Annotated in this window: 19 protein-coding genes and 1 riboswitch; of the genes, 18 read left to right on the forward strand and 1 reads right to left on the reverse strand. The window is 46.0% G+C overall.

The annotated features are described in order from the left end of the window. Nucleotides 1-2: 2 nt before the first annotated feature. From ACI3EW_RS00720 to tadA, 18 genes are all read left to right on the forward strand, one after another. Complete coding sequence (locus tag ACI3EW_RS00720; protein ID WP_405578852.1) at nucleotides 3-1,463, forward strand: ABC transporter ATP-binding protein; 1,461 nt, start codon at nucleotides 3-5, stop codon at nucleotides 1,461-1,463. An 18-nt stretch (nucleotides 1,464-1,481) separates the two neighbouring features. Then, a complete protein-coding gene (locus tag ACI3EW_RS00725; RefSeq protein ID WP_405578849.1) occupies nucleotides 1,482-3,251 on the forward strand; it encodes an ABC transporter ATP-binding protein in 1,770 nt (589 codons plus the stop codon). Beyond that, nucleotides 3,238-4,947: an ABC transporter ATP-binding protein gene (locus ACI3EW_RS00730; protein WP_405578846.1), complete on the forward strand. Its 1,710-nt coding sequence runs from the start codon at nucleotides 3,238-3,240 to the stop codon at nucleotides 4,945-4,947. Before ACI3EW_RS00725 ends, ACI3EW_RS00730 begins: the two co-directional genes overlap by 14 nt. A 464-nt stretch (nucleotides 4,948-5,411) precedes the next feature. Beyond that, nucleotides 5,412-5,840: an RNA polymerase sigma factor gene (locus ACI3EW_RS00735; RefSeq protein WP_405578843.1), complete on the forward strand. Its 429-nt coding sequence runs from the start codon at nucleotides 5,412-5,414 to the stop codon at nucleotides 5,838-5,840. 599 nt (nucleotides 5,841-6,439) lie between these two features. Beyond that, the gene (locus ACI3EW_RS00740) at nucleotides 6,440-6,817 is read left to right on the forward strand and encodes a type II toxin-antitoxin system PemK/MazF family toxin (RefSeq protein ID WP_405578840.1); all 378 of its coding nucleotides are present in this window, start codon (nucleotides 6,440-6,442) and stop codon (nucleotides 6,815-6,817) included. Then, nucleotides 6,804-6,962 carry an SHOCT domain-containing protein gene (locus ACI3EW_RS00745; protein WP_156519929.1) on the forward strand — a complete coding sequence of 53 codons (159 nt, stop codon included), beginning with the start codon at nucleotides 6,804-6,806 and terminating at the stop codon, nucleotides 6,960-6,962. Before ACI3EW_RS00740 ends, ACI3EW_RS00745 begins: the two co-directional genes overlap by 14 nt. 35 nt (nucleotides 6,963-6,997) lie before the next feature. Continuing rightward, complete coding sequence (locus tag ACI3EW_RS00750; protein WP_405578837.1) at nucleotides 6,998-8,767, forward strand: recombinase family protein; 1,770 nt, start codon at nucleotides 6,998-7,000, stop codon at nucleotides 8,765-8,767. Between the two features lie 282 nt (nucleotides 8,768-9,049). Continuing rightward, entirely contained in the window at nucleotides 9,050-9,595 is a 546-nt protein-coding gene (locus tag ACI3EW_RS00755; RefSeq protein WP_405578895.1) for a GNAT family N-acetyltransferase, read from the forward strand. A 90-nt stretch (nucleotides 9,596-9,685) separates the two neighbouring features. Next, nucleotides 9,686-10,234 carry a phosphodiesterase gene (gene yfcE, locus ACI3EW_RS00760; protein WP_118532245.1) on the forward strand — a complete coding sequence of 183 codons (549 nt, stop codon included), beginning with the start codon at nucleotides 9,686-9,688 and terminating at the stop codon, nucleotides 10,232-10,234. A gap of 56 nt (nucleotides 10,235-10,290) precedes the next feature. Then, nucleotides 10,291-10,530: riboswitch (cobalamin riboswitch) on the forward strand. Between the two features lie 324 nt (nucleotides 10,531-10,854). Then, the gene (locus ACI3EW_RS00765; protein ID WP_405578833.1) at nucleotides 10,855-12,498 is read left to right on the forward strand and encodes an ABC transporter substrate-binding protein; all 1,644 of its coding nucleotides are present in this window, start codon (nucleotides 10,855-10,857) and stop codon (nucleotides 12,496-12,498) included. Nucleotides 12,499-12,503: 5 nt separating this feature from the next. Continuing rightward, nucleotides 12,504-13,457, forward strand: coding sequence for an ABC transporter permease (locus ACI3EW_RS00770; protein ID WP_118298207.1), 954 nt, complete (start codon nucleotides 12,504-12,506; stop codon nucleotides 13,455-13,457). After that, nucleotides 13,454-14,293 carry an ABC transporter permease gene (locus ACI3EW_RS00775; protein WP_118728184.1) on the forward strand — a complete coding sequence of 280 codons (840 nt, stop codon included), beginning with the start codon at nucleotides 13,454-13,456 and terminating at the stop codon, nucleotides 14,291-14,293. The genes ACI3EW_RS00770 and ACI3EW_RS00775 overlap by 4 nt, the downstream gene beginning before the upstream one ends. A 107-nt stretch (nucleotides 14,294-14,400) precedes the next feature. Further along, nucleotides 14,401-15,372 carry an ABC transporter ATP-binding protein gene (locus ACI3EW_RS00780; protein ID WP_215702024.1) on the forward strand — a complete coding sequence of 324 codons (972 nt, stop codon included), beginning with the start codon at nucleotides 14,401-14,403 and terminating at the stop codon, nucleotides 15,370-15,372. After that, nucleotides 15,365-16,081, forward strand: a complete 717-nt coding sequence (locus ACI3EW_RS00785; RefSeq protein ID WP_405578828.1) for an ABC transporter ATP-binding protein — start codon at nucleotides 15,365-15,367, stop codon at nucleotides 16,079-16,081. Before ACI3EW_RS00780 ends, ACI3EW_RS00785 begins: the two co-directional genes overlap by 8 nt. Nucleotides 16,082-16,275: 194 nt before the next feature. Then, on the forward strand, nucleotides 16,276-17,883 hold the full coding sequence (locus ACI3EW_RS00790; RefSeq protein ID WP_405578892.1) for a gamma-glutamyltransferase family protein: 1,608 nt from the start codon (nucleotides 16,276-16,278) through the stop codon (nucleotides 17,881-17,883). Nucleotides 17,884-18,156: 273 nt separating this feature from the next. Continuing rightward, the gene (locus ACI3EW_RS00795; protein ID WP_118532259.1) at nucleotides 18,157-19,332 is read left to right on the forward strand and encodes an NAD(P)-dependent malic enzyme; all 1,176 of its coding nucleotides are present in this window, start codon (nucleotides 18,157-18,159) and stop codon (nucleotides 19,330-19,332) included. A gap of 124 nt (nucleotides 19,333-19,456) precedes the next feature. Further along, nucleotides 19,457-21,037 carry a DUF6128 domain-containing protein gene (locus tag ACI3EW_RS00800; RefSeq protein WP_405578824.1) on the forward strand — a complete coding sequence of 527 codons (1,581 nt, stop codon included), beginning with the start codon at nucleotides 19,457-19,459 and terminating at the stop codon, nucleotides 21,035-21,037. A 158-nt stretch (nucleotides 21,038-21,195) separates the two neighbouring features. Continuing rightward, nucleotides 21,196-21,711: a tRNA adenosine(34) deaminase TadA gene (gene tadA / locus ACI3EW_RS00805; RefSeq protein WP_405578821.1), complete on the forward strand. Its 516-nt coding sequence runs from the start codon at nucleotides 21,196-21,198 to the stop codon at nucleotides 21,709-21,711. A 224-nt stretch (nucleotides 21,712-21,935) separates the two neighbouring features. On the opposite strand, the gene ACI3EW_RS00810 is transcribed toward tadA, so the two are convergent. Continuing rightward, nucleotides 21,936-22,787: a YitT family protein gene (locus tag ACI3EW_RS00810; protein WP_118532261.1), complete on the reverse strand. Its 852-nt coding sequence runs from the start codon at nucleotides 22,785-22,787 to the stop codon at nucleotides 21,936-21,938. Between the last annotated feature and the right edge of the window lie 282 nt (nucleotides 22,788-23,069).

The following is a 23,069-nucleotide window of genomic DNA, read 5'->3' on the forward strand; positions in this document are numbered from 1 at the left end:
CAATGATTGAATTGAAACAAATCAGTTTTTCCTATCCAGATGAAATGAATGGAAGTCTTGAGAATATAGAATTATCCATAAAAAAGGGCGAATTTATTTTGTTTTGCGGGCGTTCAGGATGTGGAAAAACGACAATTACAAGGCTGATAAATGGGCTTATTCCAAATTTCTTTACAGGAGAGTTAAAAGGAACAGTAACAATAGAGAAAAAGAAAATATCAGAAATGCCAATGTATGAAATTTCATCATGTGTCGGAAGTGTTTTTCAAAATCCCAGAACACAGTTTTTTAATGTGGATACAGATAGTGAAATTGCCTTTGGCATTGAGAATGAAGCTCTACCGCCAGAAGAATTACATAAGAGATTAAATGCGACAGCTAAAGAACTGAATGTTGAGTATTTGAGAGGCAGAAACATCTTTGGATTGTCTGGAGGAGAAAAACAGAAAATTGCCTTTGCCAGCGTATATGCTATGAATCCAGAAGTGTACCTTTTAGACGAACCATCTTCCAATTTGGATATGGACGCTATCAACGGCTTAAAAGAAAACCTGCGTCTCATTAAAGAACAGGGAAAAACTGTTTTAATTGCGGAACATCGGCTTTATTATTTGATGGATTTAGCTGATAGAATTGTATATTTATCAGACGGGAAAATAGAAGAAATTTACACGCCAAAATCCTTTATGGAACTTTCCGATTATATGAGAGAAAAAATGGGACTTAGGGCTGCAAATCTAAGCAGTATTCATTTGTGTTCACAGAAGAAAATGAATTTACCTATGGTCTTAGAAATAAAAAATGTATCCTTGTATTATAACAAGCAACCAGTTATGGAACATATCAGTTTTAAAGCCGCAAAAGGAGAAATTATAGGGATTGTCGGTCACAATGGAGCAGGAAAAACCACTTTTCTAAGAACACTTTGTGGTCTGCACAAAGAGTATTCAGGAGATTTCTTTTGGGAAAGCAAACCTCAGAATACAAAAGACCGCATGAAGCGTTCTTATATGGTTATGCAGGATGTTAATTATGAGCTTTTTGCAGAAACAGTTGAAATGGAATGTATGATTGGAATACAAAATCCAGATTATGAATTGATAAACCGAACACTTGCAGACCTTGATATAGCGGAATTCCGAGAAAGACATCCAAATACGCTGTCTGGCGGTCAGAAACAGCGTTTAGCTGTTGCAGTAAGTATGATTTGCGGAAAAGAGCTTCTTGTTTTTGACGAGCCGACAAGCGGACTTGACTTTGACAGCATGGAACAGGTGGCAAAACTTATCCGAAAGGTAGTTGAGGGAAAAATTGTCTTTGTGGTATCGCACGATTATGAGTTTATTAGTCGGGTGTGTTCAAGAATTATCCTTTTCGACAATGGAACGGTAACGGCAGATTTAGAAGTGTCTATTGAGCATGAAAGTGAAATAGGCACGATGTTTGGAATAAATGAAGAATGACCAGAAAGGAGTTAGAAAATGAAGGTTAAAAAGGAAAATCCAATATTGCTTCTATTAAAGTGGGCAGATAAAGACAGGATTTATTTAGTGGCGTCTGTTATTTGTGCTTTTTTAGGGGGATTGTTTGCAATCGGCTCTTACATAGGTATTTATAGACTGATGGATGCCATTTTATCGGGTATTTGTACGAAACAGGTTATTATAGAAAATGCAGTTTTAATCACAGCAACAGTCATTATACGGCAAGTGTTTCAAGCTGTTTCTGGTGTGTTTTCTCACAAGGGGGCATACGGGGCTTTATTCCGTGTCAGATGTATGATTACAGAGCATTTGGCAAAAGTGCCTCTCGGCTCTCTTGACGAACGCAGAACGGGGGATATTAAAACTGTATTAAATGAAGATATTGAAAAATTAGAGCTTTGTCTGGCTCATAATATTCCAGAGCTTGTCGGATTTGCAACTGCGCCTGTTGTTATCTTTGTCTATTTGATGACAGTTAATGTTCCGTTAGCCCTTATTTCTCTTATTCCACTTGTCCTTACTGTAATTATTATGGGATTTGTTTTTGCATTTATGTCTGGAATTATGCAGCGAGTTACTACATCAATGGCAAACTTTAATTCTGTCATAATTGAGTATATCAGTGGAATGAAACTGATAAAAGCCTATAATATGGGAAGTCGCTCATTTCAGAAATTTTCAGATGCAATAGAGGAAGAAAATAATATCTGGAATAAAGTTTCCAGAAGAACAGGAGCTTTATATGCAGCATTTATTATTGTGCTTGAATGTGGCATGGCTCTGATTGTTCCCATCGGAGGGAGATTTTTCCTGAACGGTTCTATTAACGCAAGCATTTTTCTACTGTTTGCATACATAGGCTCACTATATTTGTCAGAGTTATTACCATTGCAGCAGTTTAGTATGGAATTGGCTCAGTCATTGAATGGTGTTACGAAAGCGAAGCAAATTCTTGACTTGCCCATTTATGAAAGTAAAGGAGATTTCCCAAGTCATTGTGATATATCAATGAAAAATGTTCAGTTTTCTTATGACGGAAAAACCACTATACTATCAAACTGCAATTTGCATGTGGCGGAGGGAGAAAAGATAGCTATCGTCGGTGCGTCTGGAGCAGGCAAAAGCACGATTGTTGAATTGGTTTCCAGATTTTATGATGTGCAAAATGGAGAGGTGCTGATAGGCGGAATAAATGTGAAGGATATTAGTTATGAACAGTTGTTGCAAAATGTTTCTATTGTCTTTCAGAAAACTTTTCTTACTCGTGACAGCGTGTTAGCAAATATCCGAATGGGAGGAAACGCTACTTTAGAGCAGGTACGGCAGGCAGCTAAAGAGGCACAGATTGACGACTTTATTATGTCGCTGCCAGATGGATATGATACAAAAGTTGGCAGCTTCGGAACTCGTTTCTCTGGCGGAGAGCGTCAGCGCATTGCAATCGCAAGGGCAATTTTGAAAAATGCTCCAATTTTAATTTTGGATGAAGCGACAAGTGCGGCAGACCCAGAAAATCAAGTGGAGATTGACAGGGCTATTGCAAATCTTTGTAAAGGAAAAACCGTTATTATTGTTGCACACCGTCTGGGAGCAGTCAAAATGTGTGATAAAGTCGCTGTAGTAGAAAAGCATACAATCACTGCATTTGGAACACATGCGGAGGTTTTAAATAGTAACGCTTATTATAAAGAAGCGTGGGATAACTACAATGCTGCCAGAGAAGTAACGTATTCATTGAAAGGAGCTGAAGATAATGAGAGTAAATAATCCGTTCAAAAAAAATTTGCGTTTTGGTTTGGGGATTGTTTTTACCGTAATCGAGGGAATACTGTCTGCTTGTGTTTATATGACACTCTATATGTTGATTGATATGCTTATTCATAATGATGTTACCAGTCAAAACTTACTTAATCTTACGTTATTGATTATTGGAATTTTTTTGGTACGACTTGTTATGTATGGTTTTGGATATACGCAGGGGCAAATTGGCGGTGGTGCGGTATCAAAACAAATACGACTTTATCTTGGAGATAAGTTTAAGAAAATTCCGCTTGCAAGGTTTACAGAGGGTCAAGTAGGTACTTATGTAAATACGATGACAAGTGATGTAAAAGGATATGAGCAGATATTAACGCATAAAATCGGAAATCTTGTAAAGAATATCTCTCTTTCGGTAATATTGATTGTGTTTTTATGCTATTTATATCTCCCCGCAGGGGTAATTTTGATTGCGGTAAGTTTGCTGTTCATTCCTAATTTGTGGCTATCTTTTCGGATTGTAAAAAAATATGGAACGACGAGAAATAAAATATGTGCAGAAGCTGTCAGCAGTATTGTGGAATACATAACGGGAATACAAACTCTGCGAGTTTACAATATGAGTGGAGTTAAGAATGAAACGACAACGAGTGTTCTGAAAGATTACAGTTATATAAGTTATAAATATGAAGCTATGGGCATTCCTGTTGCATTTAGTTTTAGTATTCTTAATTGGATTTCACTTCCAGTGGTAATGTTAGTGGCATCGAAACCGTGGCTTGCAGGAACATTGGCAGGAGTTGATTATCTAATGGTTTGTATGATGCCTATGTTGCTTGCGAAAATGTATATGACAATTTCGATAGACTTGTTCGGCTACAAAAATATGATGATTTCAAAGCGAAATATTCAGAAAGTCGTAGATGAGCCAGAAGAACATGGAACTATGGAAAATTTCAATCCGACAACCCATGAAATTTGCTTTAGGGACGTGCAGTTTTCCTATGTTCAGGGAGAGCCTGTTTTGAAAGGAATAAATTTTTGCGCTGAAAATCAGAAACTTACTGCGATTGTCGGGGATTCTGGCTCTGGAAAATCTACTATCCTAAATTTGATTTCAAAATATTATAACGCAGATGCGGGAGGAATTTCTATCGGAGGATATGCTATAAATGATACCGCAGCAGAGCGAGTATTGGAAGAAATTTCAATGGTAGACCAAGATGTATTTTTGTTTGATGATACTGTTCGTGAGAATATACGGCACGCACGCCCAGATGCAACAGATGAAGAAATTGAAAATGCTTGTAAAGAAGCGAATTGCGATGAATTTATTTGTAAAATGGAAATGGGATATAATACAACGATTGGCGAAAACGGCAATCTTTTATCGGGCGGAGAGCGACAACGGCTTTCCATTGCTCGTGCAATATTGAAGAATAGTCCTATATTGCTTCTTGATGAAGCAACAGCATCACTGGATATTGAAAATGAACTGGCTGTAAAGCAAGCGATTAGTAATCTTCTGAAAAAGAAAAAGACTGTTGTAATGATTGCGCATACTCTATCCATTGTAAAAAATGCCGACAAAATATTAGTGGTGTCAGGCGGACAGATTATTGAGCATGGAACACATGAAGAACTTTTGAAAAAAGGAAATAAATATGCTGCTATGTGGAAAGCGGAACAGAAGTTATCTGCGTAGCGGTCTTATAAAAATATGACGATTTACTTGAAGCAGGACAAGCCCACTGAATAAAAAAAACGGTACTTTCGGTGGGCGGCTTCATTATGCCTAAATAAGCAAGCTATTCTCCCATCCAGACCCGTTTTTAGAGTTTGGAGGGACTTTTTTATGCGTTGGTCTAAGACTGCCGTACTGCTGTTTATACGAAGCAGCAGTTACATACATAGTATCGTGCATTACAGAGGATAACCTGTTAAAAAAATTCTTACTTGCATATGGGAATTTTATACCCTAAAAGCAGAAGTTAAATATCTACAATATAGCAGTTATTTTTCGTATTACCGTGAAGGTTTGACCGCCTTTGCGGTTTTTCTTTTGTCGTTTTTTGAAGAACTTTGTAAACAGCATTTTTTTAACGTAGGCTGCCGTTCTCCGCCGACCAATCTGGATTTTTCAAAAAATTCAGATTGGAGGTAAATAGAATGTCATTTAATTATGGCAGAGAAGAAAAGAAATGGCGGCTCTGGAAAGAAGCAGAGGAAAAGAAATTACGGAGTTTGGGAGTCAGCGAAGATACCATTGAAAAGCTCCGTACACATGATTGGGCAGTATTCAATTCTGACAGGAGATTCTATCGCAGACTGAAAGATATAGATACATATCTTGAAAGCGTTGCAGAGGAAGCGATACAGCCCGAAATAAAAACAGTTGAGGATTTTATGGATAACATTGAAAATCAGCGGCTCTATCAGGTTTTGATTAAGGTGGACAGGCTGACATTGCAAATTGTCTTGCTGAAAATACACGGTTTCTCTACCCGTGAAATTGCATCACATCTGGATATTACAGAGAAAGCAGTTTATAGAAGAATGGACAGGCTCAAGGAAAAATTAAAAAAGTTTATTAAGTAGAGGGGAAAATTGAGGGTTCTCAAGGACTATGGGGTGTAAGGCATGAAAAACCTTCGCCCCGTTTTCCTTTGTGTGGCGAAAACGGGATTGTTCTTTGACAACCGAATACTCATTCGCCAAATACTTCCTCTTTGTGATTGCGATAAGCATAAGCGTGTGCGGCGGTACGCCAAGACCTGTCTAAAGGCAGCGAGCGATGAAAGGTGGTGGTGCTATCTTTGCCGACTGAAAATATCGGACAGCTCCCGATTTCGCCATGACGCACAAAGAGAACAATGGTACTCCCGTCCAGTCACAGTCCGAACGGTACTCAATCCGTCGCAGGCAATGAGGGCGGCTCTGGCAGACCGTCAGAGAGGTGGAACTCCTGTGGCGTCAGTTCGCTGCTGACCGTTTGGCGATTTCCCAGTGTTCAATGAACACATTGCATTTCGGGGCGTCGGGGACAAATAGAGATGCTTCTATATATAATGCCAGATACAAGGCGGTCAAAGAAACAGAGAATTGTTTATATTCTCCTGACCTTAAAAACTTCCTTGTGTCTGGCTGTTACATAGGTAAGCATTGCTTGCCTAAATCCAGATAGGAGGTCAAATACTATGGAAAGAATAATTAAGCGTGGAGATATTTTCTATGCAGAACTTAATCCTGTTATCGGCTCCGAACAAGGTGGCACGAGACCCGTGCTTATTATCTCCAACAATACAGGAAACAGGCATAGTCCGACGGTCATTATCGCTTCGATAACAAGCCGCACATACACAAAGGCAAAGCTCCCAACACATACCAAAGTAGAAGATTTTGAAAAACTCGACAAAGACTCAGTTATTTTGCTTGAACAGATAAGGACGATTGATAGACAGCGGTTAAAACAGTATATAGGGTTGTTGCCCGACAACATAATGGCAAGAGTTGATAAAGCTCTTGCCATTAGTCTTGCAATGGAAAGAAAGGGATACTTCAATGGAACAAAATAAAGGACAGAAATTTGCACATTATAGTATCCAATTTGCATGTTTGCAGAAGTTGAAGAAAAACGGTTTAATTACGGCAGATGAGTACGAAGCCATAAAAAAACGGCTTATGAGTGATTTTAATGTCGTTTCCAATCTTGCGGCTTGACACTTATCAATCAATAATATCGGAGGTAAAATTTTATGAGTGATGTGCAGGTAATTAAAGCAAATAGGAATGAAAACCGCATTCGTGGCAGAAAAGTTGAGATTTTGAGAGTTGCTGCTTACTGTCGTGTCAGTACAGACAGCGAAGACCAGCTCAATAGTTATAAGTCACAGGTTATGTATTACACAGATTTGATTAAGAAAAAGCCAGAATGGTCGTTAGCCGATATATATGCTGATGAAGCCATAACGGGAACACAGGTAACAAAGCGTGAGGATTTTCAAAGGATGATTAACGATTGTATGAATGGAGAGATTGATATGGTAATTACAAAATCCATTTCAAGATTTGCCAGAAATACACTGGATACTTTGAAATATGTTCGTATGTTAAAAGAAAAAGGAATTGCTGTTTTCTTTGAGGATGAAAATATCAACACTTTAACAATGGATGGCGAGTTGCTGTTAGTAGTACTCAGTTCCGTTGCACAGCAGGAAGTCGAGAATATATCTTCCAATGTTAAAAAAGGGTTGAAGATGAAAATGCAGAGAGGAGAACTTGTAGGATTTCAGGGCTGTCTTGGATATGATTATAACAAGGAAACAAAGAGCATTGCTGTTAATGAGAAAGAAGCTGAGATTGTGCGCTATATCTTTAACCGCTATATTGAGGGGGCAGGCTGTACAGTCATAGCAAATGAGCTTGAAAATCTCGGTTATAAAACAAAATATGGCAGTTCAAGGTGGGTACAGTCCACAGTAATCGGTATCATCAAAAATGAGAAGTACAAAGGCGACTTGCTTTTAGGAAAAACGTTTACCGTTGACCCCATTTCAAAAAGACGGTTAGAGAATTTTGGGGAGGAAGATAAATTCTATATCCGTGACCATCATCAACCGATTATCAGTGAAAAAATATTTGAAGAAGCCCAGAAGATATTGGCAAAGAGAAATGTCAATCGGGGTGTTCATCAGGATGGGCAGAAGCGAAATAAGTTTAGCCGAAAATATGCTTTTAGCTGCATGATAAAATGCGGATTTTGCGGAGGCACTTTGACACGAAGAAATTGGCATAGCAGTTCTGCCTATACCAAGACAATATGGCAATGTGTGACAGCTACCAAAAATGGAAAGAAGCATTGTCCGTATTGTAAAGGTATCCCAGAAGAAGTTATTGAAAATGCCTTTGTAAAGAGCTATCAGCTTTTATGTTCTGACCAACATGAGGTTGTAAATGAATTTCTGCAAAAAGTCGAGGAGGTATTGGAGGATGACACCTGCAAAAAACGTGCGCCGAAAATAGAAAAGGAAATGGCGGATTTGCATAGGAGAAAAGAAAAACTACTTGATTTGCGGCTCGACAACAACATCGACAGGGAGATATACGAAAAGAAAAATCAGGAATTATCCGAACAGTTGGAGAAGCTCCAAGATGAACAGTCGCAGTTGATTGAATTGAACAAAAATCGTGAAAGTACAAAAACACGGTTAAGAGAGTTCAGAAAGAAATTGAGTTCGGGCGAAATACTGGAGAGCTTCGACAGAGTGGTCTTTGAAAGTGTAATTGAAAAAATCATCATCGGAGGTTATAATGAAGAAGGAGTGGAAGAGCCTTTGAAGATAACCTTTGTGTATAAAACAGGTATCCACTCTAATTTTAATGCGAAAGATTTTAAGCCAAAGCGTAAAAACGCTGCGGCTGTACATAGCGGCACAGAATTGTATTCTTATACAAGTGACGAGGGCAATAAATTGTATTTACATAGTAGCTCCGACACATGTGGAAACGGTGGCGCTTCTGACTAAGGCAGATTAGCGTGAGGTTATTGAAGAAGAGGTGAAACCATGCAACCTGAATTACAATACACGATCCTTCAGATCCAGGAAGATGATTATGGCTGTGAGGAACGGTCGGAAGGTTCGAAAAGAACGGTTCTTGTCCGCTTAAGGGACTCAGAGGAAAATGAGCACATGATCCGTCAGGAAGATGACTGGCTTTATGAGCAGGAAATCAATGAAGGGGATCAGGTGATATTTGTGGAGAACCGGCTGTATAAGAACTTGCCGGAGATTACAGGAGAAAAGAAAATGAAATTAGAGACAACACGCCTACTCCTGCGTCCATGGAAGGAGAGCGATGCAGAGAGCTGCTATGAATACGCGAAAGACCCGCAGGTCGGTCCATCTGCCGGCTGGCCGGTACACACGAGTGTGGAGAACAGCAGAGAGACAATTAAAAACGTATTGTCGGCCGATGGAACGTATGCGGTCGTATTAAAAGCTTCCGGAAAACCGGTCGGCTGCGCGGGATTAACTGTGGGAGCTGCCAGCAATTTAAAGCTTCCGGAAGATGAAGGTGAGATTGGCTGCTGGCTCGGCGTTCCGTACTGGGGACAGGGAATCATCCCGGAGGCAGTACAGGAGCTGATCCGTTATGGATTTGAGGATCTGGGATTAAAACGGATCTGGTATGCGTTTTTTGATGGGAATGAAAAATCAAAGCGCGTGGCGGAGAAATGCGGATTCAGCTATCATCACACGAATGAAAACCTGGAGTGGAAATTACTGAACAGGACAGTTACAGAGCATGTGTATGTTCTTGACAGGCATAGAAAGTTATCTGGTGCGCAGTAATTCTGAGAGAAATTTGTCAGCTTGCGCTGACAGGAATTAAACGCCAAGTCTTACGTGTGCTCGACTTAAAAGAAAGAAGGAACCCCGAGAATGAAAAAACTTATGATCGCGTCCGACATCCACGGCTCCGCATACTATTGCCGGAAAATGCTGGAGGCATTTGACCGGGAACAGGCAGACCGCCTGTTGCTTTTGGGCGATATTTTGTACCATGGACCGAGAAATGATCTTCCGAAAGAGTATGCGCCGAAGGAAGTCATCAAAATGTTAAATGAGCGGAAAACGAAAATCTTCTGTGTCCGCGGAAACTGCGATACGGAGGTTGACCAGATGGTGCTGGAGTTCCCGATCCTTGCGGATTACGCGGTATTTCCGGCGGCAGACCGCCTGATCTACGCTACTCATGGCCATCACTTTCATATGAACCAGCTCCCGCCTCTCCAGCCGGGAGACATTCTCCTCCACGGCCACACGCACATTCCGGCGTGGGAACCGTTCGGGGATGGAAATCTGTACCTGAATCCGGGTTCCGTGTCGATCCCGAAAGCGGAAAGTGAACATAGCTATATGCTCCTTCAGGATGGGAAAGTGATCTGGAAAACACTGGAAGGAACTGCTTATCATAGTGAATGTTTATAAAAACGTCTCAATGGTCCTTGCATAATAAACCCGAAGATGCTAAAATATCTCTCATAACAATTGAAGAGGCATCCGGTGCTGCTGCCGCCCTGAAGGGGGCGGACAGCAGGTAAAAGGGAAACAGGTGAAAGACCTGTGCGATCTCGTCACTGTGAGTAGGGAATACAAAGCCATGCGCGAACGCGCGGTCACTGAAAAAACGGAGCAGCCTGACAGGACTGTTTTGAAATATTTGGGAAGGCGGCTTTGTGTGATGATCTGTGAGTCAGGAAACCTGCCGGAATGCTGGTACAGGAAGAAAAATTCCAGATCACGAGGCATTGATCGTACCGTTTATATGTCGGCTGATTCCAGCGGACATCTTTTTCTGATGCTTAAGCATTCGGTATTCGAAAAAATTCTCAGATGGAACATCTCCATACTAACTCCGAAATTGTAAAAACAATGAAACTGTTCAGAACTTTCATGATTACGGGCAAAAAATGTATTTCAGATGGCTGAACCAATAGGACTTTTGCTTTAAAACCAATGGGGTTATTACAGTCGGCGCAGCAAGTGCGCAGGCCTGGTGAACAGTTGCAAAAAAAACATTATAATCTTTACACAACATGGAGGACAACATGAAGAAGAAACATGTAAGTCTGCTCTTAGCGGCAGCAATGGCGGCATCCGTAATTTCCGGATGCGGAAGCAGCGCGAATAACAGCACGGCTGAGACGACAAAAGCAGAAGGAGCTGCAGCGGAGACAACGGCTGCAGGAGAGACAGAAGCCACAGCAGAGGCAGTGGAAGACACAGAGAAAAACGAGACAGATGAGGTTGTCATCGCGACTCCGCGTGATGCTGTGCAGGGAAGCGGCGATGCGTATTACTGCTGGGAAGGCGCTTATGTATGGGAAGCTCTCACAGCAAACAACGGCGGTGTGATCGATCCGTGGCTTGCAAAATCCTGGGAACACAACGATGACTGTACCGAGTGGACTTTCAGCCTGCGCGATGACGCATATTTTACAGACGGTGTTCAGTTTAATGCCGATGTGTGCCTGGAAAACATTGAGCGTTGGGGCCATGGGATCAATTCTACATACACAACACTCAGCATCGAAAAATCTCTCCCGAATCTCGACAAGATGGAGAAAGTCGACGACTACACTGTAAAGTTCACATTTACACAGCCGATCACAACACTTGAGTATGTCCTTTCCGACTACGGCAGCCCGATGTACAGCCCGAACTGCTTCGACGAGGAGACAGGTGTGATCTCCGACTATGCGATCGGAACCGGTCCATATAAGATCGTTGACCATGTGGAGTCCGAGTATGTGACACTTGAGAGAAATGACAATTATTATGGCGAGAACGGCAAGGTAAAGACCTTCAAGATCCGCTGCATCCCGGATGCCGAGACTCGTGTATCCGCGTTAAAATCCGGCGAAGTCATGGGACTTGCAGACAACGGCGCGATCACCATGGATGCTGCAAAGAATCTCTGCGACACAGACTCCAACTTTGAGATGGACAGCACTCCGAGCCATATGACTGAGTACATCATGTTCAACGATAAAAACGAGTACCTTGCGGATAAGCGCATGAGAGAGGCGTTCAACCTTGCGACAGACCGCGACAGCATCTGCAGTGTGATCTACGGAGGACTTTTACAGCCGGCATACTCCTTCTTAAGCACCCAGTCCACCTTCCATCTGGACATCCAGGGAACTTATGATATGGAGAAGGCAAAATCTCTCGCAAAAGAAGTTCTCGGAGACAAGACGGCCGACATGACCATGATCATCCGTTCCAGCACCGCGTCCGATTACAACTGCAAGGCTGTTGCAGAATACTTAAAGCAGGTTTACGCGGAGCTTGGCGTCAACATCAATATTGAGATCGTGGACTCCTCCCTCTACAAAGAGAGACAGCAGGAAGGCACCTACGACATGACACTTACTGTATTCGGTATCAACAATGCGGATCCGACTTCCACATTTAAGCAGTACTTCGCAAGCGAAGGAAACAGCAACACGACATTAAACTACAACTACTACAACGAGAAGATCGATGAACTTGTCGCAAAAGCTCCGACGATCGCTGATGTGAACGAGCGCAGCAAGATCTATGATGAGATCCAGCAGGAACTCTTCGATGACAGCGCGTGCGTTCCGATCTGCTACCAGATCAACGTAAACATCCACAACAAGGCGATCACACACTATGCAGGAAAGACCTTCGGTGTTGGACTTCCGACAATTTCCTGGGTGAAATAATCAATATGTCACTTTTAAAGTACATCCTGAAAAAAATGCTGATGCTTTTGCCGGTGCTCGTCGGGATCAGTATCATTGCATTTGCACTTGGGATCATGTCACCGGGGGATCCGGTGGACCAGGTGTTAAATCCAAACGGAAACGAATCCTACACGCAGGAAGAATATGATGCCATGGCTGCAAAGATGGGGCTGGACCAGCCTGCCGTCGTCCAGTATTTTAACTGGGTCGACGGCCTGGCTCACGGCGATCTGGGCAGGTCCTTTTTCACGAACAAAAGTGTCATGGACCAGCTCGCAAAGCGGATCCCGATCTCATTGAAGCTTGCGGGTTTCAGCATGATCCTGACCATCGTGTTCGGTGTGGGATTCGGAGTCCTGATGGCGGTGGGAAAAGACCGGCTGCCGGATCATGTGCTGGGAACATTTTCAACGGTTGCATTGTCCGTTCCGGGGTTCTGGATCGCCATTGTCCTGATCTTTATCTTTGCGGAACAGTGGAAGATCCTGCCGAGCAGCGGGATCTCCGACGGATCCGGCTTTATTCTCCCGGCGGTCACGCTGGCACTCCCGAGTATCGGAGTCTGTGCGAGACTGACAAGGAGCGCGATCCTCGATGAGATCGGAAGACAGTACATGACTGTGGCGGATGCAAAAGGAATGAGCCGCCGCCGCGCAGTGGTCCGCCATGCGTTCGGAAACGCGCTGATCCCGATCATCACCTACCTGGGAACCCATATGGCGGGCATCATCGGCGGCGCCTCGATCGTGGAGACGATCTTTGCGATCCCCGGGATCGGAAGCTACGCGATCGCGGGTGTGCAGTCGAAGGATTATTATGTGGTGCAGGCGTATGTTCTGTTTTCAGGCTGTATCTATGTGCTGACAAACATTCTGATCGACCTGATCTATATCGCACTTGATCCGAAGATCCGGGCGGGAGAGGCGGTGGAATCATGAATAAATTAAAGGAACTCCACCTGTCAGGAAAAGCAAAGACCGGTCTGGTAATCTTATTATTGATCCTTTTGACCAGCGTACTCGCGCCGGTCCTTGCTCCCTATGATCCGCTGGTCTCGAACCTGTCGGAAGCGCTTCAGAAACCGTCTGCCGCGCATCTTTTAGGCACGGATAATATCGGAAGAGATACGCTGAGCCGTGTTCTCTACGGCGGAAGACAGTCGATCCTTCTCGCCCTGGCGGCGACCGTCCTCTCGATGCTGCTCGGTTTTGCACTGGGACTTTTCGCGGGATATTTCGGCGGCTGGATCGACGGGATCATCACGACGATCTCCAGCATTTTCCAGGGACTTCCCGGCTTGACGCTGATGATCGCGGTGGCCGGACTTCTTGGACAGGGCGTGAAGAGCATGCTGATCGCGATCGTGATCAATTCCTGGGTCGGATTTTCCAGGATCGTCCGCGGTGAAGTCATGAAACTGAAACAGGAGAGCTTTATTAAAGGACTGAGAACCATCGGAGCCGGAGACCTCCGGATCCTGTTCCTGCATATTTCTCCGAATATTTTAGGAACTCTGAGCGTCCTTTTTGCCACCAGGATCGCCGGAAATGTGATCTCGGTGGCGTCCATGAGTTATCTTGGTCTGGGACTTCAGCCCCCGACACCGGACTGGGGCGTCATGATCAACGATGCGAGACAGTATTTCCGCCAGGAACCGCTGCTCGTCATCGCTCCGGGACTCTGTATTTTGCTTCTTTCCCTCAGCATCAACCTTCTGGCAGATGAACTGCGTGACCGGCTGGATGTGCGGAAAGATGTGATGAAGACGATGTGATGTCGGAAAGCATGCAAAAAAAGGCAAAATTTCCTTAGCATAGCTGAGCCGGAACAGATTTTTGCCTGTAACTGTGAAAAAACGGAACAGCCAGGAGAGAAGATCAGATGGAAGATAAAAAAGAATGGAAAACAGAAGAAAAAAGTGACATTGAGATCCGCGACCTCTCCGTCACCTTCCAGGACGGCGGCGAGATGATCCATGCCATGGAAGATGTCAGCGCATACTTTCCGTCGGGCAGTGTCACAGGACTCATCGGGGAGAGCGGAAGCGGAAAATCGCTTTTAGGCATGTCCATCCTGGGACTTCTCTCCGGGCAGGCCCGGGTGGAAGGAAGCTGTATGTATAAAGGGATGGATTTGTACCGGCTGCCGGAAAAAGAGATGCAGAAGATCCGTGGAAAAGAGATCGCCCTGATCCCACAGAATCCCACGGAATCCTTAAACCCGATCCGCAGGATCGGAAAACAGCTCACGGAGTGCATGACAGTCCACGGAAATAAGGACAAAGAGCTTGCCGATTCCCGGAGGGATGAGTTTCTCCGCAGATTTGGCTTTTCAGATCCGGACCGGATCAACCGCGCTTACTCATTCCAGCTGAGCGGCGGCATGAACCAGCGAGTGATCTCTGCCATGGGACTCATGAACCGGCCGAAATGGGTCATCGCCGATGAGCCGACAAAAGGTCTGGATGCGATTCTCCGGCGCCAGGTCTACCGGGTCCTGAAAGAGATATCAGAGACGGACACCGAAGGCATGATCGTGATCACCCATGATATTGCCCTGGCAGGGGCATTGTGTGACCGGCTGATGGTGCTCTATAAAGGGAGCATCATGGAAGCCGGGGAGACAAAGACGATCCTTGAACATCCGGCACATCCATACACGAAAGGACTGATCGCATCGCTCCCGGGGAAGGGAATGAACCCGATCGGGCGCGCAGTGAGAAAAAAAGAGGGAAATTCCGGCTGCAGTTTTTACCCGAGATGTGCGCATGCAGTGGACGCATGCAAAAATGGACGGATCCCGGAGGCGGAACTTCCGGACGGAAGGAAAGTGAGGTGCGTCCGGTATGCTTAAAGTCAGCCATATCAGCAAGACATTTACTGGCGGGATCATTAAAAAGACCCGCGTGGAAGCGGTGAAGGACGTGTCTTTTACGGTACAGGACGGGAAAACATTCGGAATCGTAGGAAATTCCGGCTGCGGAAAATCGACGATCGCGAACATGCTCCTGTCACTGATAAAGCCGGACTCCGGAACCATCGAGATTGATGGAACGATCCAGATCATCTTCCAGCATCCGGAGACATCCCTGGATCCTGCAAAAAAGATCGGATACAGCCTGGAAGAGCCGATGATCATCCACAGGATATATGACAAAGCGGGGAGAAAAGCGCGGGTCAGAGAACTTCTGGATCTGGTAGATCTCGGAGAGGAACTTCTGGACCGCTATCCGCACCAGATCAGCGGAGGTGAGGCGCAGAGGATCATGATCGCCCGGGCACTCTCACTGGATCCGAAGATCCTGATCCTGGATGAACCGACCAGCATGTTAGATGTCTCCGTGCAGGCCCAGGTCATGACACTCTTAAAGGAACTCCAGGAAAAGCTGGGATTGAGCTATCTGTTTATCTCCCATGACCTCGATGTGGTCCGCTGGTTCTGCGATGAGATCGCAGTGATGGAAGAAGGAAAGTTCGTGGAGACAGGGCGGACGGAGGATGTGATCGGACATCCGAAGATGGAGTTCACGAAAAAACTGGTGGAAAATTTTATACTGGAATAAAAGATACGGCGTGGAGAGAAAGTTACAGTAACGAGAGAAATTTCTACGCCGTTTTTTAGGCTGCTTTTTTATTGACATTTCATACTTTCAAGTGATACGATTCCAGCATGATAAAGCAATAAACGGACTTTCTGTTTATTGCGGTACACTTACAACCCAGGAATAAATGGCTTGATCAGGAGGAAATGGATATGCTGAAATTTGATGCGCAGAAATATGATTATCCATCACGAAGAAGTGTTGTGTACGGGAAAAAAGGTATGGTCTGCACGAGCCAGCCTTTGGCGGCCCAGGCGGGACTCGACATCATAAAACGGGGCGGAAACGCAGTTGACGCGGCGATCGCGACAGCGGCGTGCATGACAGTTCTGGAGCCGACGTCCAACGGGATCGGAAGCGACGCCTTCGCCCTGGTCTGGACAAAGGGAGAACTTCACGGGCTGAATGCCAGCGGAAGATCACCTATGGCGATCACTGCAGAAGAAGTGAAAAAACAGGGATACACCGAAATGCCGAAACGAGGCTGGATCCCGGTGATGGTCCCGGGCGCCCCGTCCGCATGGGCGGAACTCTCGGAAAAGTTTGGAAGACTTCCGCTGGAAAAGGTGCTGGAACCGGCGATCACATATGCACGCGAGGGATATCCGGTGAGTCCGGTGACATCAAAAATATGGAACAATGCATACAGAGAGTTTTCAGAAACGCTGACGGAAGAATGTTTCCGGCCATGGTTTGAAACGTTCGCCTCGGACGGACATGCCCCGCAGCCGGGAGAAATCTGGAGGTCGGAAGCTCATGCAAAGACGCTGGAAATGATCGCGCAGACTCATGCAAAAGCGTTTTATCGTGGAGAACTTGCGGATCAGATCGACGAATTTTCAAGAAAAACCGGCGGATATCTCCGGAGATCAGATCTTGAAAATTACTGGTGTGAGTGGGTGAAACCGATCCACATAAATTACAGGGGATATGATGTCTGCGAGATCCCGCCGAACGGAGACGGGATCATTGCGTTGATGGCATTGAATATTTTAAAGGGGTATTCCTTTGCGGAGCGGGACAATGCAGATACCGTGCATAAACAGCTGGAGGCGATGAAACTGGCATTTGCGGACGGAAACCGGTATGTTGCGGACCTGGATTATATGAAAGCACCGGTGGAGACGCTGCTTTCTGATGAATATGCGGACGGAAGACGGGCGCTCATCGGAGAACAGGCGCTCACACCGGAGCCAGGCAATCCGTTCCGCGGAGGAACGATCTATCTCTGCACAGCGGACGGGGAAGGCAATATGGTCTCCTACATCCAGAGCAATTACATGGGATTTGGATCCGGGATCGTAATACCTGGAACAGGGATCACGCTGCAGAACCGCGGGGCGAACTTCACACTGGATGAGACAATGGAAAACTGTCTGGGACCGGGAAAGAAATCTCTGCACACGATCATTCCGGGATTTCTGATGAAGGAAGGAAAAGCAGTTGGACCGTTCGGCGTTATGGGCGGTTTCATGCAGCCGCAGGGCCATGTCCAGGTCATCATGAATACAGTGGACTTCCTGATGAATCCGCAGGATGCGCTCAACGCGCCGAGATGGCAGTGGATCGGTGGAAAGAAGATCCAGGTGGAAAAGACATTCCCGGCCGGGATCGTGGAAGAGCTGAAAAAACGGGGACATGAGATGGAAGTCCTTGAGAGTTCCCTGTCCTTCGGGCGAGGACAGATTATCTGGAGAGATGAAAACGATGTGCTCTGCGGAGCAACCGAACCGCGGGCAGACGGAACGGTGGCAGCGTGGTAGATGATTAAAACCTGTTACAGTGCGCGGGCATAGAGTGCCCGTGTACTGTAACCAAAACCTGGCGGCAATGTGCGGAGAGAAATAAAAAGCAGTTTCCTTTTCAGAGTGAGTGTGGTAAACTCGAGATTAAGCAGATCAGGAACTGCCCGGAAAAGAATACGAAAACTGTGGGAAAGGATCTGACCGCCGGAAATGGGAAAATACAGATCATCTGGAGACAGGAGACCGCAGGGCAGTCTGGTAATGATAATGAATTTGCAGGAGGAAAGCGCAATGAATTTCAATGAAGCAGCGTTAAAGCTCCATGAGGAACATCATGGAAAGATCGAAGTTACGAGCAAGGTTCCGGTAAAGACAAGAGATGACTTAAGCACCGCCTATACACCGGGTGTTGCGGAGCCATGCAGAAAGATCCATGATAATAAGAAAGATGTTTACAAGTACACTGCAAAGGGCAATCTGGTAGCAGTTGTTTCTGATGGAACCGCAGTTTTAGGTCTTGGAAATATCGGACCGGAAGCTGCTATGCCGGTCATGGAAGGAAAGGCAGTCCTCTTTAAAGAGTTCGGCGGCGTTGATGCGTTCCCGATCTGTCTCGATACGACAGACACCGAGGAGATCATCAAGGCAGTGAAATACATTGCTCCGTGCTTCGGCGGCATTAACCTGGAAGATATCGCTTCCCCGAAATGCTTCGAGGTTGAGGCACGTCTGGAGAAAGAGCTTGATATTCCGGTATTCCACGATGACCAGCACGGCACAGCAGTTGTCGTTACAGCAGCTCTCTTAAACGCATTAAAAGTTGTCGGAAAGAAGATTGATGAGATCCATGTTGTATTAAACGGACCGGGATCTGCCGGAACTGCGATCATCAAGATGCTGCTTGCGACAGGCGTGAAAAATATCATCGCCTGCGACGAAAACGGAATCCTCTACAAAGACCGCGGAGTCGGCATCAAAGACCACAAGAAGATGCTCTGCGAGATCACAAACCTTGAGGACAAGCGCGGAACTCTTGCAGACGCTCTCGTCGGAGCGGACGTATTTATCGGCGTGTCCGTAGCAGGTGCACTGAAGCCGGAGATGATCAAGACGATGGCGAAAGACCCGATCGTCTTTGCAATGGCGAACCCGAATCCGGAGATCATGTATGATGAGGCGATGGCAGCAGGCGTAAAGGTAATGGGAACAGGCCGTTCCGACTTCCCGAACCAGATCAACAACGTCCTTGCATTCCCGGGAATCTTCCGCGGCGCATTAGACTGCGGCGCAAGAGATATCAACTACGATATGAAGGTTGCTGCAGCCCAGGCGATCGCTGAGCTTGTAACACCGGACAAACTCTCCGCAGAGTATATCATTCCGGGTGCGCTCGAAGAAGGCGTTGCAGAGCATGTTGCAAAACGTGTTGCTGAGGCGGCTGTAAAATCCGGAGCGATCCGCAAATAATAGATCTCTCTGAAAGATCGGCATATTTCCGGATAAGATCATTGATGGCAAATGACAATTAAAAAATAGTTATGAGAAACACTCCTTCCGCATATACATAAGTGCAGAAGGAGTGTTTTTGATTATGGCAGATTATCGCAGACTGATTTCTTATATTTACGAGTACGAAGGAAAAAAGAAAGGGAAAAATGTGGGATTTGCGAAGCTGGAGGCGCGGAACGGGCAGTGCAGGATCAATGTCAATGTGAAGCGGATCTATATGGGCGGCAATGCCATTGGCGCGTATCTTTTAGGGACAGGCGGTCGTGAGACATTTCTTGGAAACGTTTTTGTGCGCGGCGGAAACGGGGAGTTCCGGGTCAATGTGGACGCGAAGAACGTGGAGGGAAGCGGTACCGGACTTGATACATATTTCGGCCTGTCGGTCCATGATGTAAAGAATTCCTGGCGGTGCTATAAGACGATCTGGGAGGACGCGCTGGCAGCGGAGGAGGGAAATACCGGGGAGAATCCGGTCCTCTCGGTTCCGAAATTTACTGCCCAGATGCTGCCGGAGGCGGAAAAAGGAATGGATACACAGGCGGTTTCCAAGGTGGTAAAAGAGATCGAGGAGGAGATCGCCAGGGAAGAAGAGCGGAGAGAGCAGGAGGAAAAGAGCGTACATGATCCGGGACCGGGGAAAAAAGAGGAAAGCGGAGCCCCGGAGAAGCGGAATATGCATACGGTGGAATCAGACGAGAGAGAAAAGACGGCGCATGCAGCAGAGCTGAGCGGTGCAGAGGGAGACCTAAAGACGGAGAAAGCGCCGGCATATGATGGGAAAGCGGAAGAGGAAGACACTGCGGATCATGAAGTACAGCAGCAGGAAGAACAAAGTGAAGACCGTGGCAGGTTCTACTTGTCGGGGGAAGACGATGAAATCGATGAAAAATCGGATGACACATGCGGAAACGTGGAAGACAGACCGATAGAGCGGAAAATGGAAGAGACTTCCGGGGATGAAGAGGAGAATGATCAGACGGCGAACCTGGATCCGGAGAAAACTTCTGAGTCGGAAACAGAAAAACAACAGGTGGAAACAGCGCAGCAGGAGCAGGGAATACCGCAGGGAACAGACCTGCCGTTTTACATGAAAACTGCTCAAAGAGTACAGCGGCCGAATAGCCAGAAGTTCAGACAAAATCCAGTACAGACTTCCGGTATGACGGCGCAGTCCCCCAAAAGTGCAGCTTCACAGGCAGCACATTCAACTGCCCCCACAGCGCCCATGGTCTCCCCGGAGCTTGAAAATCCGGAGGTTCTGCGTTACTTGCAGGAGACGGAAGATCCTGCGGCCGATCCGGAAAAACTGTGGGAGGAATTTAAAAGGACATACCCGAAGATCCAGCCGTTCGAGTATGAGGACGGCTGCGATATCCTGACGATTCGTCCGCAGGATATCGGAAAACTCCCGCGAGAGTGCTGGGTTTATGGAAACAACAGCTTTCTGCTCCACGGCTACTATAATTTCCGCTATCTGATCCTCGTAAAGCTCGGCGGGAACAAAAAGAAATCCCGCTACCTGTTGGGAGTCCCCGGGCACTACTACAGCAGCGAAAAATACATGGCCACCATGTTCGGTTTCCCGAATTTCGTCCTCTCCAGGCGCCAGCCGGTCGGGGACGGGCGGTTTGGGTACTGGTATACGGATCTGAAGATACGGTGAGTTTTAACAGACAGGCTGCTTTGTATTGTCTTTCATATTTATTTATCTTGCCAGAAATAAAAAATAAGGTACAATAAAAAAGGAATGAAAGGCGAGGATCTGGAACCATTTCCTGATCCATGACCATAGACAACATTACCTGAAATTCGGAGAAACATATGAAAAAGATGACAATAGAAGAACACTATATGAAAGAAGCAATCCGCCAGGCAAAAAAGGCGGCGGCTTTAAAAGAAGTGCCGATCGGCTGCGTGATCGTGCATGACGGGAAGATCATCGCGCGGGGATATAACCGGCGGACCGTGGATAAGAACGTGCTGGCCCACGCGGAGATCATCGCGATGCGGAAGGCCTGCCGGATCATCGGGGACTGGCGGCTTGAGGACTGTACGATGTATGTGACGCTGGAACCATGTCCGATGTGTGCCGGTGCGATCGTCCAGGCGCGGATCCCGAAAGTCGTGATCGGCTGCATGAACCCGAAGGCAGGCTGCGCCGGATCCGTGCTCGACATGCTGCATGAAGACGGATTTAACCACCAGGTGGAGACGGAAGTCGGACTTTGCGGGGATGAATGCTCTCAGATGCTGAAGGATTTCTTTAAAGCACTGCGGGAAGAAGGAAAACGTAAGAAGCTGGAGCAGGCGGAGAAAGAAACCTCAGAAAATGCATAAAAGACAAACGGAGAATCGGTTTTTGCCGTGAAACCGAAAAATGCCAGTGGATGGTTCTGAAGGCAGAAAAGTTGCAATAGAATTACTTATAATAAAAGACCGCTGCCAGATCTGATATGATAGATACCCGGAATTCCGGACACATATCAGATAAGATCTGGCGACGGTCTTTTCTGTCTCCATATAATCACAGAAAACTGGCAATGGAAGCGTTTACATGCATGTTACGCGCTGAATTTCTTCGGCCGGTACCGGATATCCGAAACCTTATATATCGTGATAAACGCCTCCGGATCACTGGAACTGATATAGTTCATGAGCGCCTGGTATTCGCGCTTATCGACGATCGTGATGATCTCGTTGTGTTTCTCAAAATTGTAAGCACCGGTGGCTTCATAGATCGTGGCCCCGCTATGCAGGTTGTCGATGATGAACTTGCGGAGTTCTTCTTCCTTTTTAGTGATAATGCAGACACGTCTCTTGACGTTCTGATCGAAAATAAAGTAGTCGAGGACGATCCCGTTCACATATGTACCGAGGACACTGAGCACGACCGTCTTTTTGTCGTAAACCAGTGCGGAGGAGAGCGCCACGCACATGCCGGAGAGGGACATGGCCTTTCCAAGATCCATATGCAGATATTTATTCATGATCTTCGCAACGATATCAAGTCCGCCGGATGATGCGTTCATGTTAAAGAGCATCGCAAGTCCGACACTGACGACGAGGACGTAACAGATAACATCCAGCTCCTGGCTCCCGGTGAGAGAGGTGAAATCTGGGAAGATCTTCTCAAAAATTCCCAGAAATACCGGCAGCATGACGCTTGTATACACGGTCTTTGCTCCGAACTCTTTTCCACAGAGGATAAACCCGATGATCAGTAAAATGACATTGAAGGCCATCGTGATCACGGAGAGCGGAAGCGGAATAAAGTGGGTCAATACGATCCCGAGACCGGAGATACTGCTGATCGAGGTGTGGCTCGGCACCAGAAAAAAGTAGACTGCGATGGCCGTGATCGCATCAGCCAGGGTCATGACAAGCACTTCTTTGATAAACCCCTTGTTGTTCATGATAATAAATCCTTTCCTGCAGAGACATTTGCGTTACCGTGTACAGCATCAGGTAGGATTTCCTGTTTGGAAATTCGCTGCTGTCCGCGGAAAACAATCATTTTGCCTCACCAGTATATACTGGACGGACATGGAATGCAAGAGAACGTGGTGAAGTGTGAATAGAGTAAAAGGGCGCTGCGCACCGCACAAAATGCCTGGAAATGGACAGGGAAAGTTAAGAAAGTTTATATATAGAAGTAATAACTGTATGGTAAGATGAAATAAATCCGGAGGATGCAC

This window comes from Pilosibacter rotomagensis, from assembly GCF_045062245.2.
Classification (GTDB): Bacteria; Bacillota; Clostridia; order Lachnospirales; family Lachnospiraceae; genus Pilosibacter.